Here is a 17,442-nt window from a genome sequence, read left to right on the forward strand (position 1 = left end):
TCCCGGTCCGTGGGTTGCTACCGGCCCGCGAACTTCTTGCTGACCGCGTCGTAGATGCCCTTGGCCTCGTCACCCAGGCGCGGGCCCGCCAGCCAGCCGGCCGTCACCGGGCCGATCGAGGTGTTCGACACCAGGGCGGGCTTGCCGTCCTTGCCGGCGGCGACCCAGCCACCGCCGGACGAACCGCCGGTCATGGTGCAGCCGATGCGGTACATCGTCGGGTCGGGCTCACTGATCGAAAGGCGGCCCGGCTTGTCCGCGCACTGGTACTGCTCCTGGCCTTCGAACGGCGGCGCCGCCGGATAGCCCGTCGCCGTCATGTCCTTGATGTCCGGAACGGCCGGAGCGTTGAAGTCCACGGGCAGCGCGGCGCCGACCGTCTCCTCCAGGGATTTGCCCTCGCTGCCCTTCTCCGGCGTCACATGGATCACCGCGAAGTCGTACGGAGCGCCCTTGCCGCCGGTCGGACCGCCCTGCTCGATCCACTGGTCGGAGGTCTGCGCCCAGTCGCCCCACCACACGCCGTACGGAGCGACTTCCTCCTTGGGCGCTCCCTGGAGCTCCGCGGCGGCCTTGCCGGTGTTGTTGTACGAGGGGACGAAGGCGATGTTCCGGTACCAGCCGCCCTTGGCGCCCGCGTGCACGCAGTGGCCCGCGGTCCACACCATGTTCGACTTGCCGGGGTTCTTCGGGTCCTTGACGACCGTGGCCGAGCAGACCATCGAGCCCTCGGGGCCGTCGAAGAACAGCTTCCCGGCCGCGGGGACCTGGTCGTGGTACGGCGCCTTCACGGACGCCGCCTCGACCGGCTTCGGGGTCGGGTCCGTCACGCCCTGGTCGCCGGAGATGTCGTTCTCGTCGACGCCCCGGTCCGGGTTCTTGTCGGCGTCCCGCATGCGGTCCGGGTCCCACAGGCCCTCGATGATCGGGTTGACGAAATCGCCCGCCTCGCGCAGCCAGTCGTCCTTGTCCCAGTTCCGCCAGGCGCCGTCCTTCCACTTGTCGACGTCGATGCCGTGCTCCTTGAGCCGGTCCTCGATGTCGCCGGGAAGCTGGATCTTGCCGTCACCGTCGCCGTTGCCGCCCGGCTGGGACGCGGACGAGTCGTCCTTGTCGTCGCCGGGACCACAGGCCGTCGCCGTCAGGACGAGGGCCGCGCCGAGCGCGACAGCGGCCGCCACGGGGGAGGTTCTGCCGCGCGCGCTTCGCCCACGACGGGCGGTGAAGAGCGGACGTATGGGTCGCATGGTGAGAATCCCCCTGGGCTTCGAATCGTTCCAAATGCCGGACATCGTGGCGTCGTACGCCATTTCGTACGGGCTCTGTTCGTACGAGTTCCGTACGTCTGTCGCAGCAGTGCCGTTCACCACTGGGCATCGCGGTGCTCAGGGGTTCTGAACACCTCGGTGCTGGTGAACGGCACCCCACACTATGCCGGTGCCGTTGGGGACGGCCGACGGAACGGCAACGGTTCCGTCACGGCAAGGATCTTCGGGCAACCCGTGATCCCCCGCACTCACCGTCGTTGGTACATACGGGGGACACGCCACACGCGTTCAGCCCCCGCGTCAACTCGCCCGCCGCACCCGGCCGGATGCGACGGGCACCTGCCCAGTCCCAGCGGGAGGACGAAAAGCCGTGGCCGTGACCGAGCCTGTCCCCGCGGTGGTGTCCGCGGCGCACGAAGGGATTCTGCGCCGTCAGTCGGCGCGCGAGTCCGCCGCGCGCACCTATGCGCGCGCCCTGCCGATCGTGCCCGTCCGCGCGCGGGGGATGACGATCGAGGGCGCTGACGGGCAGCGCTATCTGGACTGCCTCTCCGGCGCGGGCACCCTCGCCCTCGGGCACAACCACCCCGTCGTCCTCGAAGCCATCCGCGCGGTCCTCGACTCCGGCGCGCCCCTGCACGTCCTCGACCTGGCCACACCGGTCAAGGACGCCTTCACCACCGAGCTGTTCCGCACCCTCCCGCGCGGCTTCGCGGAGCGCGCACGCGTCCAGTTCTGCGGTCCCGCGGGTACGGACGCGGTGGAGGCGGCCCTGAAACTGGTGCGCGCCGCCACCGGACGCGAAGGGCTGCTCGCCTTCACCGGCGCGTATCACGGCATGACGGCGGGGGCGCTCGAAGCATCCGGCGGCGCGCGGGACGTACGAGTGGCGCGCCTGCCCTATCCGCAGGACTACCGCTGCCCCTTCGGCATCGGCGGACCCCGTGGCGCCGAACTCGCGGCCCGCTGGACCGAGAGCATGCTCGACGACTCCAAGTCCGGCGTCCCCGCCCCGGCGGGGATGATCGTCGAACCCGTACAGGGCGAGGGCGGCGTGCTCCCCGCCCCCGACGCCTGGATGCGCCGGATGCGCGACATCACGGCCGCACGCGGCATCCCGCTCATCGCGGACGAAGTGCAGACGGGCGTCGGGCGCACCGGCGCCTTCTGGGCCGTCGAGCACAGCGGCGTCGTGCCCGACGTCCTCGTCCTCTCCAAGGCCATCGGCGGCAGCCTGCCGCTCGCCGTCGTCGTCTACCGCGACGACCTCGACGTCTGGCCACCCGGCGCCCACGCGGGCACCTTCCGCGGCAACCAGCTCGCCATGGCGGCGGGCGCTGCCACCTTGGCGTACGTCCGTGAGAACCGCCTCGCCGAGCGCGCCGCCGACCTCGGCACCCGCATGCTCGCCGGGCTGCGCTCCCTGGCCCACGAGCACTCCGACATCGGCGACGTACGCGGACGCGGCTCATGCTCGGCGTCGAACTGGTCGACCCGAACGGCCGCCAACCCACCCTGAACGGCGGCGATTTCGACCAGGCGAGGGGCGTCTCCCGAAACGACGACCCGTCTGCCGCGGCGGCGGACGGGCGACCCGGAACCGCACCCGACTCCGCCCCGCGCGACCACCACTCCGGCTCCGCCCGCACGATCCCCGCCGCACGGCAGGGCGGCCCCCGCACGGCAAGCACCCGAATCGAAGGCGCTCATTCCCACCCCTCTCAGCCCGACGGGGCCACGGCGGGCGAACACGCCGACCTCCATCAGCGCCCGAGCGACACCGCGCACGGCCTTCCGGAAACCCGCCCCCACCCACCGGCCCCCGAACTCGCCGCCGCCGTGCAGCGGGAGTGCCTGCGCCGCGGTCTCATCGTCGAACTCGGCGGACGCCACTCCAGCGTCGTACGGCTCCTGCCTCCCCTCACCATCACCGACGAACAGGCGACCGCCGTCCTCGATCGCCTCGCCGACGCAGTCGTCACGGCGACGCGCGCCCAGCACCGGTAGCCACCGCTTCCCACGCCCCGCTGCCCGCCACCCCCTTCCTCGCTGATCACGCCGGAGCCGGACCGCCCCGGTGGCAGCCGACCCTTCCCCGTCCCCGCCCTGCCCGTCGCCACACGGAGCTCGACACCACGCAAGGAAGCCCCTTGAACGCCACCCCTGCATCGGACGGCCGTCCCCAACCGCACCCGTCTGGCGCCTGCGGCACGCAATCCCCGTCGGCTGCGGAGTCCGGCACAGTCCCTCAGCAGAAGGGCAGGACTCACGAGGCCAAGCGCCTGCCGCACGGCACCGCCGACTTCCTCGACCACCCCGACCCGCAGGTCGCCGCGCAAGCCGCCGCCGTCGAGAACCTGCTGCGCTGCTGGGTGCGGGAGAACGGCATCACCGCCCCCGACCACGGCTCCCTCCGCATCCCCCTCCACGCCAGCGCCACCGCCCTGCTGGTCCCCGTCGACTACTGGTCCCCCACCGGTTGGCACCGCTTCGGCCTCCCCTATCTGGAGGACGACCCCGACGCGGCGCCCCCGGTCGACGCGGTCACGGTCGCGGCCCTCCTGACCCGCGAAACCGCCTCCATGGAGGAAGGCAGCCCGACCGCCCCCGAGCCCACCGACGCACACCGCGCCGAGCAGGCCGACTCCTCGAGCGGGCAGGAACAGGCCCCGGTCAAGCCCGGGTTGGACGCTCCAACCGTGTCGGATGCGGTGCCATCGGCTCCCCAGGCGTCGGAGTCGACGACGTCTGAGGCGAAGGTGCCAGAGGTCGAGGTGCCCGAGGCTGGGGCGCCCGAAGCCAAGTCCCCCGAAGCCAAGGCCCCTGAAGTCGAAGGTCCGGAGGGCGAAGGTCCTGAGGCCAGGGCTCTGACCCCGAGCGCCGCGACCCAGCCGCCCAGCCCTCAGATGCCCACCCGGCAGCCACCGACGGGCCTCCCGGCACCGGACGCAACCGGCCCGGCCCCGGCCGGAGTCCTCTCCGGCTCAGCCCCAGCCACCGGCGCAACCGCGCCGCCCGATGAGCCCAGGACGTCCACGCCCGCGGCCCAGGAGTCCACGGACGGCGCCGATCTCGTCGCCCGCGTCGCCGACTCCGTCCGCCGTACCGCCGACTTCCTCGCCGACCGCAGGGACAACCTGGACGACACCCCCGATCTCTTCCTCGCCGCCGAACAGTCCCTCCTCCTCGGTCACCCCCTGCACCCGACCCCGAAGAGCCGCGAGGGCCTCTCCACCACCGAATCCCGGCTCTACTCACCGGAGTTGCGCGGCTCCTTCCCCTTGCACTGGCTGGCGGTCGATCACTCCGTTCTGGCCAAGGCGTCGGCTTGGACCGAGCGGGGCCGCACCGTTCCGGCCGAGCAGCTCACTGCCCGCCTGGCCGGTCCCGGTCTGGCGCCGCCGGACGGCCATGCCCTGCTCCCCGTGCACCCGTGGCAGATGAGGGAACTCAAGCACCGCCCCGAAGCCGCCGAGCTCCTGGCCGCCGGCCTCCTCAAGGACTGCGGCCCGCACGGCGCGCCCTGGTGCCCCACCTCCTCCGTACGCACCCTCTACCGGTCCGGCGCCCCGGCCATGCTGAAGCTGTCCCTGGGGCTGCGCATCACCAACTCCCGTCGTGAGAACCTCCGCAAAGAACTCCACCGCGGCGTCGAGGTCCACCGCCTGCTGCGCAGCGGCCTCGGCGAACAGTGGCAGGCCGTCCACCCCGGCTTCGACGTGATCCGCGACCCCGCCTGGCTCGCCGTCACTGGAGCGGACGGAAACCCCGTCGCCGGGCTCGACGTCATGATCCGGCACAACCCCTTCGGCCCCACCGACGACGCCACCTGCATCGCAGGCCTCGTCTCGCCCCGGCCGACCGGGCAGTTCAGCGGTCCGGACCGCCCGCCGATGCGCTCCCGGCTCGCCGAGATCATCACCCGCCTCGCCGGACGCACCGGCCGACCGCGCGGAGCCGTGGCCACGGAGTGGTTCCTGCGCTACCTGGAAAGCGTCGTCCGCCCCGTGCTGTGGCTGGACAGCGAGGCAGGCGTCGCCTTGGAAGCCCACCAGCAGAACACCCTGCTGCTGCTCGACTCCGAAGGCTGGCCCACCGGCGGTCGCTACCGGGACAACCAGGGCTACTACTTCCGCGAGTCCCGCCGCACCGAGCTGGAGAAGCGACTTCCCGGCATCGGGCAGCACAGCGACACCTTCGTCTCCGACGAGGTGACCGACGAGCGCTTCGCCTACTACCTCGGCATCAACAACGTCCTCGGCCTCATCGGAGCCCTCGGGTCCCAACGCCTGGCAGACGAACGGCTGTTGATCGCTGCCTTCCGCCGCTTCCTCACCGACGCTGCCTCGGGGCCCGGCCGACTGCGCACCCCCCTGCCCGCCCGACTGCTCGACTCACCCGTGCTGCGCTGCAAGGCCAACCTGCTGACCCGGCTGCACGGCCTCGATGAACTGGTCGGCCCCGTCGACACCCAATCCGTCTACGTCACCATCGCCAACCCCCTCCACATGTGAACCCTCCATTGCTCCGCCGACGCTGCCCCTGACCCCTGCCCGTCATGACCCACCCCTGAGGACCACACCCGGCCCCCACCGCACCCCGCCCCCAGCCGAGAGGAGCGACGTCGTGCCTCCCACCGACGCGAGCACTGACGCCGGAACCGGGCCCGCCACCGCGGGCACGACGGACTTCGAAGAGACCCTCGACCTGCGGCTGTCCGACGAACTCGGCGCGCTGACCACCCAGAACGACGGGCAGGCGGCCCGCGCGGCACCCGACACCCCTGGTGCCGCACGGCCGACGGCAGGCGGGGCGGGCGCCCCGGCGCCGGAAGACCTCCTTGACCACATCGCGGCCTGGGGCCCGGCAGCCACCGCCGCCGGCCCCTTCCAACTCGTCCCCGTCCACCCCGAAGACGACCTGACGCTCATCAGCCGGTGGATGAACGACCCCGCCATCGCCGCGTTCTGGGAACTCGCAGGCCCCCCGTCCGTCACAGAGGCGCACCTGCGCGCCCAGTTCGACGGAGACGGACGCAGCGTCCCGTGCCTCGGTGTCCTCGCGGGCACCGCCATGAGCTACTGGGAGATCTACCGTGCCGACCTCGATCCGCTGGCGCGCCATTACCAAGGCCGACCCCACGACACCGGAATTCACCTCCTGATCGGTGGCGTCGCCGACCGCGGCCGAGGTCTCGGCAGCACCTTGCTCAGAGCCGTCGCCGATCTCGTACTCGACAACCGCCCCTCCTGCGCACGTGTCGTAGCAGAACCAGACCTGCGCAACACCCCCTCCGTCTCCGCCTTTCTCAGCGCCGGCTTCCGCTTCGCAGCCGAGGTCGACCTTCCCGACAAGCGCGCCGCGCTGATGATCCGCGACCGGGCACTGCGTGACCTGCTCTGACCCGCTCACCACGACCTTGCTCACAGCGACCCGCTCACCACGACCTGCTCACAGCGACCCACCACTGCGACCTGCTCACTTCTCATACACCGCTCGACCCGATCCGGTTCCCTCCCAGAGGAGTCCCCGTGCCGAATCCCTCAGGACCCCGCCAACCCCACGACACCACCGCGCTCTACGATCCGCCCGAGCTGACACACGAGCGCTGGGAGCAGGCAGGCCGACGGCTGCTTGCCAAGATCATCAGTGAGTTCGCGTACGAAGAGATCATCCAGCCGGTTCCCGCGGACGGAGGCGAGGACTCGGGCACGTACCACCTCCACCTCGACGAACTCCCCGCGGGCGAGCAGCCCCGCCCTCTCCTCACCTTCCGGGCCCGGCGCGGCGCCTACGGCAGCTGGCGCGTGGACCCGGCCAGCCTGGCCCTCGCCGAAGGCGCCGACCGGCCCCGGCCACTGACCGACCCGCTGCGGTTCCTGACCGCCGCGCGCCGCACCCTCGGCCTGGACGGCGCCACGCTCGGACACCTCATCCGCGAACTGACCCTCACCCTCAGCGCCGACACCCGCCTCGACGATGGCGCGCTCAGCGCGGCCGAGCTGGCCGACCTCGGATACGCGGAACTCGAAGGGCACCAGACCGGCCACCCCTGGCTCGTCCTCAACAAAGGCCGCATCGGCTTCTCCGCGACCGACGCCCGGCACTGGGCACCCGAGGCCCGCACCAGCGCGACCATCCCCTGGATCGCGGTCCACACCAGCCTCGCCACCTACCGGGGCGTGGCCGGCCTCGACACCTCCGACAAGCTCTACGCCCGCGAACTCACCGCCGCCACGGAGGAGTCCTACGCCGCCATACTCCGCGCGCGGGGCCACGATCCGGAGGAGTACCTCTACCTGCCGGTCCACCCCTGGCAGTGGGACGACGTCGTGCTGCCCCTCTTCGCCCCCTCCGTCGCCGCCGGAAAGGTCGTCCCGCTGCCGACCGACGGCGATCTGCGCTTGCCCCAGCAATCCATCCGTACATTCCTGAACACCACACACCCCGACCGGCACACCATCAAGCTGCCGCTGTCGGTCCTCAACACCCTGGTGTGGCGGGGACTGCCCACGGAGCGCACACTCGCGGCCCCGGCCGTCACCTCCTGGGTGCACGCCTTGCGTGACACCGACCCGTTCCTGCGTGACGAGTGCCGGGTCATCCTCCTCGGAGAGGTCGCATCCGTAGCGGTCGAGCACCCCGTATACGACTCACTGCCGGAAGTTCCCTATCAGTACAAGGAACTGCTGGGCGCCATCTGGCGCGAGCCCCTCACGCGCTACCTCGCGCCGGGGGAGCGCGCCCGCACCCTCGCCTGCCTGCTGCACACCGATCCGCAGGGGCGCGCGGTCGTCGCCGAACTCATCGAGCGCTCCGGGCTGACGCCGACTGTCTGGCTGAGCCACCTGTTCACAGCGCTCCTGCCGCCCCTGCTCCACTTCCTCTACCGGTACGGCACGGTGTTCTCGCCCCACGGTGAGAACACCATTGTTGTTTTCGACGACAGTGACGTCCCGGTACGGCTCGCGGTGAAGGACTTCGTAGACGACGTGAACGTCAGCGCCGAGCGTGTGCCGGAGCACGATTCCATGCCCCCCGCCGTGCGCGACATCCTGCTGACCGAGCCCCCCGCCTTCCTCACCCAGTTCATCCACGCGGGGCTCTTCGTCGGTGTCTTCCGCTATCTGGCGCCGCTGTGCGAGGAGCAACTGGGTGTCGCCGAATCCGACTTCTGGGCCCTCGTCCGCGCCGAGATCCTGCGCCACCAGGCTCGCGTCCCCGAGCTCAAAGAGCGCTACGAGATGTTCGACCTGCTCACTCCCCGTATCGACAGGCTCTGTCTGAACCGCAACCGGCTCCACCTCGACGGCTACCGCGACCGCGCCGAGCGCCCGCACGCCGCCGTTCACGGGACCGTGCCGAACCCGCTCCACCAGCCTTGAGCGCGGCGTTGTCAGTGGGGCACCGTAGGGTGGTCGGGCTATGACGAAGCCCTCACTCCCCGAGCTCCTGCACGCCGCTGTCGCCGCCGTCGGAGGCACGGAGCGCCCTGGCCAGGTGACCATGGCCGAGACCGTCGCCGAGGCGATCGACGACGGTTCCCACGCGCTGGTCCAGGCCGGCACCGGCACCGGTAAGTCCCTCGGCTATCTGGTGCCCGCGCTGGCCCACGGGGAGCGGGTCGTCGTCGCGACGGCCACCCTGGCGCTGCAGCGCCAGCTGGTCGAGCGGGACCTGCCGCGGACGGTGGACGCCCTGCATCCGCTGCTGCGCCGCCGCCCCGAGTTCGCCATGCTCAAGGGCCGGTCGAACTATCTGTGTCTGCACCGCCTCCACGAAGGCGTGCCGCAGGAGGAGGAAGAGGGCCTCTTCGACCAGTTCGAGGCCGCTGCCCCCACCAGCAAGCTCGGCCGTGACCTGCTGCGCCTGCGGGACTGGGCGGACGAGACCGAGAACGGTGACCGCGACGACCTCGCCCCCGGCGTCTCCGACCGCGCCTGGGCCCAGGTCTCCGTCTCCTCCCGGGAGTGCTTGGGCGCCTCCCGCTGCGCGTACGGCCAGGAGTGCTTCGCCGAGGCGGCCCGCGAGCGCGCCAAGCTCTCCGAGGTCGTGGTCACCAACCACGCCCTCCTCGCCATCGACGCGATCGAGGGCGCCCCGGTCCTCCCGCAGCACGAAGTACTGATCGTGGACGAGGCCCACGAGCTGGTCTCCCGGGTGACCGGCGTCGCCACCGGCGAGCTCACCCCAGGGCAGGTCAACCGCGCGGTGCGCCGCGCGGCGAAGCTCGTCGACGAGAAGGTCGCGGACCAGCTCCAGACGGCCGCGGAGGGCTTCGAGCGGCTGATGGAGCTGGCGCTGCCCGGCCGCCTGGAGGAGATCCCGGAGGACCTCGGCTATGCGCTGATGGCCCTGCGGGACGCCGCCCGCGCGGTCATCACCGCGCTCGGCACGACCCGCGACAAGTCGGTCCAGGACGAGGACGCCGTCCGCAAGCAGGCTCTGGCCTCCGTGGAGACCATCCACGAGGTGGCCGAGCGCATCACGACCGGCTCCGAGTACGACGTCGTCTGGTACGAGCGCCACGACCGCTTCGGCGCTTCCCTGCGCGTGGCCCCCATGTCGGTGTCCGGCCTCCTCCGGGAGAAGCTCTTCACCGACCGCTCGGTGGTCCTCACGTCCGCCACGCTCAAGCTCGGCGGGGATTTCAACGGGGTGGGGGCGTCTCTGGGCCTCGCCCCCGAGGGCACCCGGGCCGATGACGCCCCGGTGTGGAAGGGCGTGGACGTCGGCTCGCCCTTCGACTACCGCAAGCAGGGCATCCTGTACGTCGCCCAGCACCTGGCCCGCCCGGGCCGCGACGGCACGCGCGAGGACATGCTCGACGAGCTGGCCGAGCTGATCGAGGCCGCGGGCGGGCGCACGCTCGGCCTGTTCTCCTCGATGCGCGCGGCGCAGTCGGCGGCCGAGGAGCTGCGCGGGCGCCTCGACATGCCGATCCTGCTCCAGGGAGAGGAGACCCTGGGCGAGTTGATCAAGAACTTCGCGGCCGACGAGCCGACCTGCCTGTTCGGCACGCTCTCGCTGTGGCAGGGCGTCGACGTGCCGGGCACCAGCTGCCAGCTCGTGGTCATGGACAAGATCCCGTTCCCGCGCCCGGACGACCCGCTGATGAGCGCCCGCCAGAAGGCCGTGGACGAGGCGGGCGGCAATGGCTTCATGGCGGTCGCGGCGACGCACGCCGCTCTGCTGATGGCACAGGGCGCCGGACGTCTCGTACGGGCGTCGGGGGACCGGGGTGTGGTCGCGGTCCTGGACCCGCGCCTCGCCACGGCCCGGTACGGCAGCTATCTGAGGGCGTCGCTGCCGGACTTCTGGTACACCACGGACCGCAATCAGGTGCGCCGCTCACTGGCGGCGATCGATACGGCGGCGCAGGAGAAGAGCGAGTAGGCGGGCGGAGGGCGCGTGAGCGGGCGGCAACGCCCCTGGGCAGCGGCGCCATCTGTCGGCGGCTCCACAAGGGTGCTCGGGGCCTGCGCGTCACAGCCGAGCTGCCCGGCTGCGCGTCACAAACGGGCAGCCCGGGCCCAGCCGCGCGCCTGCGGCGTTCTCCCGGCCCTCCCGGCCTCTTCCGGACCGGGTCTGCCAGCCCGTCCAAGACCACCGTTAGGCATGCCCCGATCTTCGTGAGGCGCCAGGGCACAGCCGCGAGGTGCCAGGGCACAGAGCAGGGCCCCGGAACCGGCGCAGTGGGTTCCGGGGCCCGGTCGGGGGCACAGGCTCACACCCGGCGCAGGACCGCCACCACCTTGCCGAGGATCGTCGCCTCGTCGCCGGGGATCGGCTGGTACGCGGCGTTGTGGGGCAGCAGCCAGACGTGGCCGTCCTCGCGCTTGAAGCGCTTGACCGTGGCCTCGCCGTCGAGCATCGCGGCGACGATATCGCCGTTCTCCGCGACGGGCTGGCGGCGGACCGTCACCCAGTCGCCGTCACAGATCGCGGCCTCGATCATGGAGTCACCGACGACCTTCAGGACGAACAGCTCACCGTCGCCGACGAGCTGGCGAGGGAGGGGGAACACATCCTCGACGGACTCCTCGGCGAGGATGGGGCCACCCGCGGCGATGCGGCCGACGAGGGGGACGTACGAGGCGGCGGGCTTGCCGGTCGTGTCGGTGGCCTGGGTGCTCGGCTGGTCCGAGCCGCGGACCTCGTACGCGCGCGGGCGGTGCGGGTCGCGGCGCAGGAATCCCTTGCGCTCGAGAGCCATCAGCTGGTGTGCCACCGAGGAGGTGCTGGAGAGGCCGACCGCCTGCCCGATCTCCCGCATCGACGGCGGGTAGCCGCGCCGCTGCACCGAGTCCCGGATGACCTCGATCACCCGGCGCTGGCGGTCCGTGAGGCCGGAGCTGTCGGCGCGGATTCCTGGAGGTCGGCCCGGCAGGGAGCGAGTGGGCTTGGGCCCCTCCTGGTTCGTGGCTGCGTCATTCATGGCATGCACCGGCTCGAATCGGCTCCGGGAGCGGTCCTGGGCACTGATAGTGGCGCTGTCTGCGGTGGTGGTCACGTCGGTCGGCCCCTCTCGAGATGTTCTCCCTAGTTAGCCAACGGTAGTTGCTTTCGAAAGGTTGCGCCAAACACACGTTCGAGTGAAAAATCGCAGATTGCCTGCCGTGATCATGTGTCCAGGTGTATGGCTAACGATCGAGCCGAGAGGCATTTCGGTTCATTACGGTACGCTTCACCGCCGGGGTCGTAACCCTCGCGAGTGAGGCTCTCATAGTGCCATCCGCGGCCGCGTCAACCCCGCACCGGCCTCTCTCGGGTGGCGTTGGTGTGGCCGGGCCCAGGGCGCGCAAGGGGTGGACGGCGCGGCGCGCGGGGGCGACCGGCGCGACACGCGACGGCGTCGAAATTTACGGCAAACCCCAGATCTAGTGGTTGGATTGCGACCGCAGCCCAGAAGTTGTGGTCCCCGGTCCTTCGAAGGGTCTGGCATCGCCTATGCTTGGGGCTGCTTCGAGGGCCTCAAGGGTCCACAGAGGCTTGTGAGTCGTGCCGTGAAGGAGGGTTGGAGTTCCATGCACTGCCCCTTCTGCAGGCACCCCGACAGCCGCGTAGTCGACAGCCGCACCACCGATGACGGCACGTCGATCCGCAGGCGCCGTCAGTGCCCGGACTGCTCGCGCCGTTTCACGACGGTGGAGACGTGCTCACTGATGGTGGTCAAGCGCAGCGGCGTGACCGAACCCTTCAGCCGCACCAAGGTCATCAATGGCGTCCGCAAGGCATGCCAGGGGCGACCGGTGACGGAGGACGCGCTGGCTCAGCTGGGCCAGCGGGTCGAGGAAGCGGTGCGGGCCACGGGCAGCGCCGAACTGACCACTCATGACGTGGGCCTCGCCATACTCGGTCCGCTGCAGGAGCTCGACCTCGTCGCCTATCTGCGCTTCGCGTCCGTGTACCGGGCGTTCGACTCGCTCGAGGACTTCGAGGCCGCGATCGTGGAGCTGAGGGAGCGGTGCGAGGAACGGGGTGACCGCGCGCCGGACGGCTCCGACGCGGAGCGTGCCGCGACCGGCCGCGGGCCCGGAGGGACTGCAGAAGTCCCGCAGCCTGCCACTGCCGCCGACTGACCGTCGGGCCGACGGTTCGGCGGCGAACCAGACCTGTCACGAGGCGCCCGAGGGGCACTCGCGACGCAAGACACACACCGTGCTGCGGGAAGAACGCGGCACTTCTGGGCGTTTTAGCCTGATACAGGGAGGCGGCATGACCGAGACGACGAGCGGCCCCGCACGAGGTTCCCGCGCCAAGGGAGCCAAGGGCGGCAAGGGCCTGCGTATCGAGCGCATCCACACGACCCCCGGCGTGCACCCGTACGACGAGGTGGCCTGGGAGCGCCGTGACGTCGTCATGACCAACTGGCGCGACGGTTCGGTCAACTTCGAGCAGCGTGGCGTCGAGTTCCCCGACTTCTGGTCGGTGAACGCGGTCAACATCGTCACGAGCAAGTACTTCCGGGGCGCGGTCGGCACCCCGCAGCGCGAGGTCAGCCTCAAGCAGCTCATCGACCGCATCGTGAAGACGTACCGGAAGGCCGGCGAGGACTACAAGTACTTCGCCTCCCCCGCGGACGCCGAGATCTTCGAGCACGAGCTGGCGTACGCCCTCCTGCACCAGATCTTCAGCTTCAACTCGCCGGTGTGGTTCAACGTCGGCACGCCCCAGCCGCAGCAGGTCTCCGCCTGCTTCATCCTGTCCGTCGACGACTCCATGGAGTCGATCCTCGACTGGTACAAGGAAGAGGGCATGATCTTCAAGGGCGGCTCCGGTGCCGGCCTGAACCTCTCCCGCATCCGTTCCTCCAAGGAACTGCTGTCCTCCGGAGGCAACGCCTCGGGGCCGGTCTCCTTCATGCGGGGTGCCGACGCCTCCGCAGGAACGATCAAGTCGGGCGGCGCCACCCGCCGCGCGGCCAAGATGGTCATCCTCGACGTCGACCACCCCGACATCGAGGGCTTCATCGAGACCAAGGTCAAGGAAGAGGAGAAGATCCGCGCGCTGCGCGACGCGGGCTTCGACATGGACCTGGGCGGCGACGACATCACGTCCGTCCAGTACCAGAACGCCAACAACTCGGTCCGTGTGAACGACGAGTTCATGAAGGCCGTGGAGTCCGGCGGCAAGTTCGGCCTGCGCGCCCGCATGACCGGCGACGTCATCGAAGAGGTCGACGCCAAGTCCCTCTTCCGCAAGATGGCCGAGGCGGCCTGGGCCTGCGCCGACCCGGGCATCCAGTACGACGACACGATCAACGCCTGGCACACCTGCCCGGAGTCCGGCCGCATCAACGGCTCGAACCCGTGCAGCGAGTACATGCACCTGGACAACACGTCCTGCAACCTTGCCTCGCTGAACCTGATGAAGTTCCTCAAGGACGACGGCAAGGGCAACCAGTCCTTCGAGTCCGAGCGCTTCGCCAAGGTCGTCGAGCTGGTCATCACGGCGATGGACATCTCCATCTGCTTCGCCGACTTCCCGACGCAGAAGATCGGCGAGAACACTCGCGCCTTCCGCCAGCTCGGCATCGGCTACGCCAACCTCGGCGCCCTGCTGATGGCCACCGGCCACGCGTACGACTCCGACGGCGGCCGCGCCCTCGCCGGTGCCATCACGTCGCTGATGACCGGCACCTCGTACAAGCGCTCCGCCGAGCTCGCCGCGGTCGTCGGCGCCTACGACGGCTACGCCCGCAACGCCGAGCCGCACCAGCGCGTCATGAAGCAGCACGCCGACGCCAACACCACGGCCGTCCGCATCGACGACCTGGACACCCCGATCTGGGCCGCTGCCACGGAGGCCTGGCAGGACGTCCTGCGCCTCGGTGAGAAGAACGGTTTCCGTAACTCCCAGGCCTCGGTGATCGCCCCGACCGGCACCATCGGTCTCGCGATGTCCTGCGACACCACCGGTCTCGAGCCGGACCTGGCCCTGGTCAAGTTCAAGAAGCTCGTCGGCGGCGGCTCGATGCAGATCGTCAACGGCACCGTGCCGCAGGCCCTGCGCCGCCTGGGCTACCAGGAGGAGCAGATCGAGGCGATCGTCGCCCACATCGCCGAGAACGGCAATGTGATCGACGCCCCGGGCCTCAAGCACGAGCACTACGAGGTCTTCGACTGCGCCATGGGCGAGCGCTCCATCTCCGCGATGGGCCACGTCCGCATGATGGCGGCCATCCAGCCGTGGATCTCCGGCGCGCTCTCCAAGACGGTCAACCTGCCGGAGACGGCGACCGTCGAGGACGTCGAAGAGGTCTACTTCGAGGCCTGGAAGATGGGCGTCAAGGCGCTCGCCATCTACCGCGACAACTGCAAGGTCGGCCAGCCGCTCTCCGCCAAGAAGAAGGAGGAGGAGAAGGCCGAGGTCACGGAGAAGGCCGAGGCGACGATCCGCGAGGCCGTCGAGAAGGTCGTCGAGTACCGTCCGGTCCGCAAGCGTCTGCCCAAGGGCCGTCCCGGAATCACCACCTCCTTCACGGTGGGCGGCGCCGAGGGCTACATGACCGCGAACTCGTACCCGGACGACGGTCTCGGTGAGGTCTTCCTGAAGATGTCCAAGCAGGGCTCGACCCTCGCGGGCATGATGGACGCCTTCTCCATCGCGGTCTCCGTCGGTCTGCAGTACGGCGTGCCCCTGGAGACGTACGTCTCCAAGTTCACGAACATGCGCTTCGAGCCGGCCGGCATGACGGACGACCCGGACGTGCGGATGGCGCAGTCGATCGTCGACTACATCTTCCGCCGCCTGGCGCTGGACTTCCTGCCCTTCGAGACCCGCTCCGCGCTCGGCATCCACTCCGCCGAGGAGCGTCAGCGTCACCTGGAGACCGGTTCGTACGAGCCGACCGACGAGGACGTGGACGTGGAGGGCCTGGCCCAGTCCGCCCCGCGCCAGACGGAGACCCTGAAGGCCGTCGTCGCCCCGGTGGCGAAGGCCGAGGCGCCGGCCCCGCAGCAGCAGGCGCACACCAGCGCCGAGCTCGTCGAGATGCAGCTGGGCATCCAGGCCGACGCGCCGCTGTGCTTCTCCTGCGGTACGAAGATGCAGCGCGCAGGCTCGTGCTACATCTGCGAGGGCTGCGGCTCCACCAGCGGTTGCAGCTGACCGCATGACGCCGTGAGATGAGGGGCGGCGGGCCTTCGGGTCCGCCGCCCCTCATCGCGTTCTCAGCGGACGCCGCCCATGGCGGACGTGAAGGACGCCAGGTCGGTGTCGAAGCCGTGGAGCAGCTCGCGGAACGCCCAGGGGCCGCCCGGCTGGTCCCGGGTGAACTCGGCGACCACGGAGGCGGTGGAACCGGCCACTTCCGCGAAGTCGTGCTCGACGAGGTCCGTGTACCCCTCGCGGATCCGGACCGAGGCATTCACTATGTCCCCGAAGGCCCTGCCCTCCGGAGGCTGCTGGATGGCCACGCCGACCACCACGCGCACGTACCTCTCGGCGAGCCGCTCCAGCTCCAGGACCATGACCTCGTCATAGCCGAAACCCTGGCCGGTCTTGCTGTCCCTGCTGAGCGTGATCGTGCCGTCCGGGGAGCGGCTGTCGAAGTGCACGAGGTAGGCGGGGCTGCCGTAGGGGTCATCGGAGGTGTACGTCGCGGCCACGATGTCCAGGTCGTGGGGCGACGAGCCGAGAGGGCTCGGGTCCCATCTCAGGCCGACCTCGACCTTCTTGAGCCCTTTCCTGATGTTGCTCACCGAACTCCCCCTCACCGTCAGCCGGTTGCCAGTGCTACGGACACGCTAAGGCTTCCCACTGACATCGGCGTCATGACTCTTGGCTTTGCATCGGATGCCCCCGTGGTGATCATTGTTCCGTGACATGGAACGAGAAGGAACTGGACGTCGAGGCCTATCTGGCCAGGATCGCCTACAAGGGGGAGACCAAGCCGGACCTGGCGACGCTGCGCGCACTGCACCGCGCGCATGTGACGGCCATCCCTTTCGAGAACCTCGAGATCATGCTCGGCCGTCCGGTTCTGCTGGAGGTGGCCGCCCTTCAGGACAAGATGGTGCGCCGTCGGCGCGGCGGCTACTGCTACGAGCAGAACCTGTTGTTCGCCGCGGCGCTGGAACGTTTCGGCTTCTCCGTGACGGGACTCGGTGCCCGCACCAGGGCGGGATCGTCGTCCGTGCGCCCGGTGACGCACATGCTCCTGAAGGTCGAGGCGGACGGCGAGCAGTGGCACTGTGACGTCGGTTTCGGCGGCGAAGGGCTGCTCGAACCCCTCCTGATGCGCGATGGGGTCGAGGAGCGCCAAGGAGCGTGGCGGTTCGGCCTGAAGAGCGAGCCGGACGGAGTGACGGTGCTGCGGACCGAGCACCCCGACGGCTGGTTCGACCTCTACTCCTACACGTCGACTCCTTGCCTTCCTGTCGACTACGCCGTCATGAACCACTACATATCCACCCACCCCAAGTCCCCCTTCGTCCGCCGCCCCATCCTGCAAAAGGCCACTCCGGAGATGCGGCTTCGGCTGGCCGGTACGGAGCTGACCGTCACGGCACCCGATGGAGAACTGGAGAAACGAGGCGTAACCGGAGGCGAGTTGGGGGACGTCCTCGCGCGCGAGTTCGGTATCGAGCTCAGTGACAAGGAGCTCGCTGACCTGATCCGGGGGCACTACCCGGGAGCGTGACCCGCGCCACGCGCCGCACCGTACGAT

10 protein-coding genes and 1 pseudogene are annotated in these 17,442 nt (G+C 70.2%); 8 read left to right on the forward strand and 3 right to left on the reverse strand.

Going from position 1 to position 17,442, the window contains the following annotated elements; all coding sequences use genetic code 11:
- Nucleotides 1-17: 17 nt before the first annotated feature.
- Nucleotides 18-1,247: a trypsin-like serine peptidase gene (locus CP982_RS30650; protein ID WP_150513423.1), complete on the reverse strand. Its 1,230-nt coding sequence runs from the start codon at nucleotides 1,245-1,247 to the stop codon at nucleotides 18-20.
- A 445-nt stretch (nucleotides 1,248-1,692) separates the two neighbouring features.
- Here CP982_RS30650 and CP982_RS30655 point away from each other — a divergent pair.
- The 5 genes and pseudogenes from CP982_RS30655 (at nucleotide 1,693) to CP982_RS30685 (ending at nucleotide 10,664) form a co-directional block, all read left to right on the forward strand.
- A pseudogene (locus CP982_RS30655) lies at nucleotides 1,693-3,275 on the forward strand (diaminobutyrate--2-oxoglutarate transaminase family protein).
- Between the two features lie 143 nt (nucleotides 3,276-3,418).
- Entirely contained in the window at nucleotides 3,419-5,782 is a 2,364-nt protein-coding gene (locus CP982_RS30670; protein ID WP_170316513.1) for an IucA/IucC family protein, read from the forward strand.
- Between the two features lie 112 nt (nucleotides 5,783-5,894).
- Entirely contained in the window at nucleotides 5,895-6,671 is a 777-nt protein-coding gene (locus tag CP982_RS30675; RefSeq protein WP_229878707.1) for a GNAT family N-acetyltransferase, read from the forward strand.
- Nucleotides 6,672-6,799: 128 nt separating this feature from the next.
- The gene (locus tag CP982_RS30680) at nucleotides 6,800-8,653 is read left to right on the forward strand and encodes an IucA/IucC family protein (RefSeq protein WP_150513425.1); all 1,854 of its coding nucleotides are present in this window, start codon (nucleotides 6,800-6,802) and stop codon (nucleotides 8,651-8,653) included.
- 40 nt (nucleotides 8,654-8,693) lie between these two features.
- Entirely contained in the window at nucleotides 8,694-10,664 is a 1,971-nt protein-coding gene (locus CP982_RS30685) for an ATP-dependent DNA helicase (protein ID WP_150513426.1), read from the forward strand.
- Between the two features lie 331 nt (nucleotides 10,665-10,995).
- Here CP982_RS30685 and lexA read toward each other — a convergent pair whose 3' ends face one another.
- The gene (gene lexA, locus CP982_RS30690) at nucleotides 10,996-11,781 is read right to left on the reverse strand and encodes a transcriptional repressor LexA (RefSeq protein WP_030680474.1); all 786 of its coding nucleotides are present in this window, start codon (nucleotides 11,779-11,781) and stop codon (nucleotides 10,996-10,998) included.
- A gap of 514 nt (nucleotides 11,782-12,295) precedes the next feature.
- Between lexA and nrdR the strand changes: the two genes are divergently transcribed.
- Both nrdR and CP982_RS30700 read left to right on the forward strand, forming a co-directional pair.
- Nucleotides 12,296-12,850 (forward strand): transcriptional regulator NrdR, encoded by a 555-nt coding sequence (gene nrdR / locus CP982_RS30695; RefSeq protein ID WP_150513427.1) that lies wholly within the window; start codon nucleotides 12,296-12,298, stop codon nucleotides 12,848-12,850.
- Nucleotides 12,851-12,986: 136 nt separating this feature from the next.
- On the forward strand, nucleotides 12,987-15,881 hold the full coding sequence (locus CP982_RS30700; protein WP_150513428.1) for a vitamin B12-dependent ribonucleotide reductase: 2,895 nt from the start codon (nucleotides 12,987-12,989) through the stop codon (nucleotides 15,879-15,881).
- A gap of 62 nt (nucleotides 15,882-15,943) precedes the next feature.
- On the opposite strand, the gene CP982_RS30705 is transcribed toward CP982_RS30700, so the two are convergent.
- Nucleotides 15,944-16,474, reverse strand: a complete 531-nt coding sequence (locus CP982_RS30705; RefSeq protein WP_150513429.1) for a TerD family protein — start codon at nucleotides 16,472-16,474, stop codon at nucleotides 15,944-15,946.
- Between the two features lie 119 nt (nucleotides 16,475-16,593).
- Here CP982_RS30705 and CP982_RS30710 point away from each other — a divergent pair, with 119 nt between their 5' ends.
- The gene (locus CP982_RS30710) at nucleotides 16,594-17,415 is read left to right on the forward strand and encodes an arylamine N-acetyltransferase family protein (protein ID WP_150513430.1); all 822 of its coding nucleotides are present in this window, start codon (nucleotides 16,594-16,596) and stop codon (nucleotides 17,413-17,415) included.
- The last annotated feature ends 27 nt before the right edge of the window (nucleotides 17,416-17,442 follow it).

Source organism: Streptomyces spectabilis, from assembly GCF_008704795.1.
GTDB lineage: Bacteria > Actinomycetota > Actinomycetes > Streptomycetales > Streptomycetaceae > Streptomyces > Streptomyces spectabilis.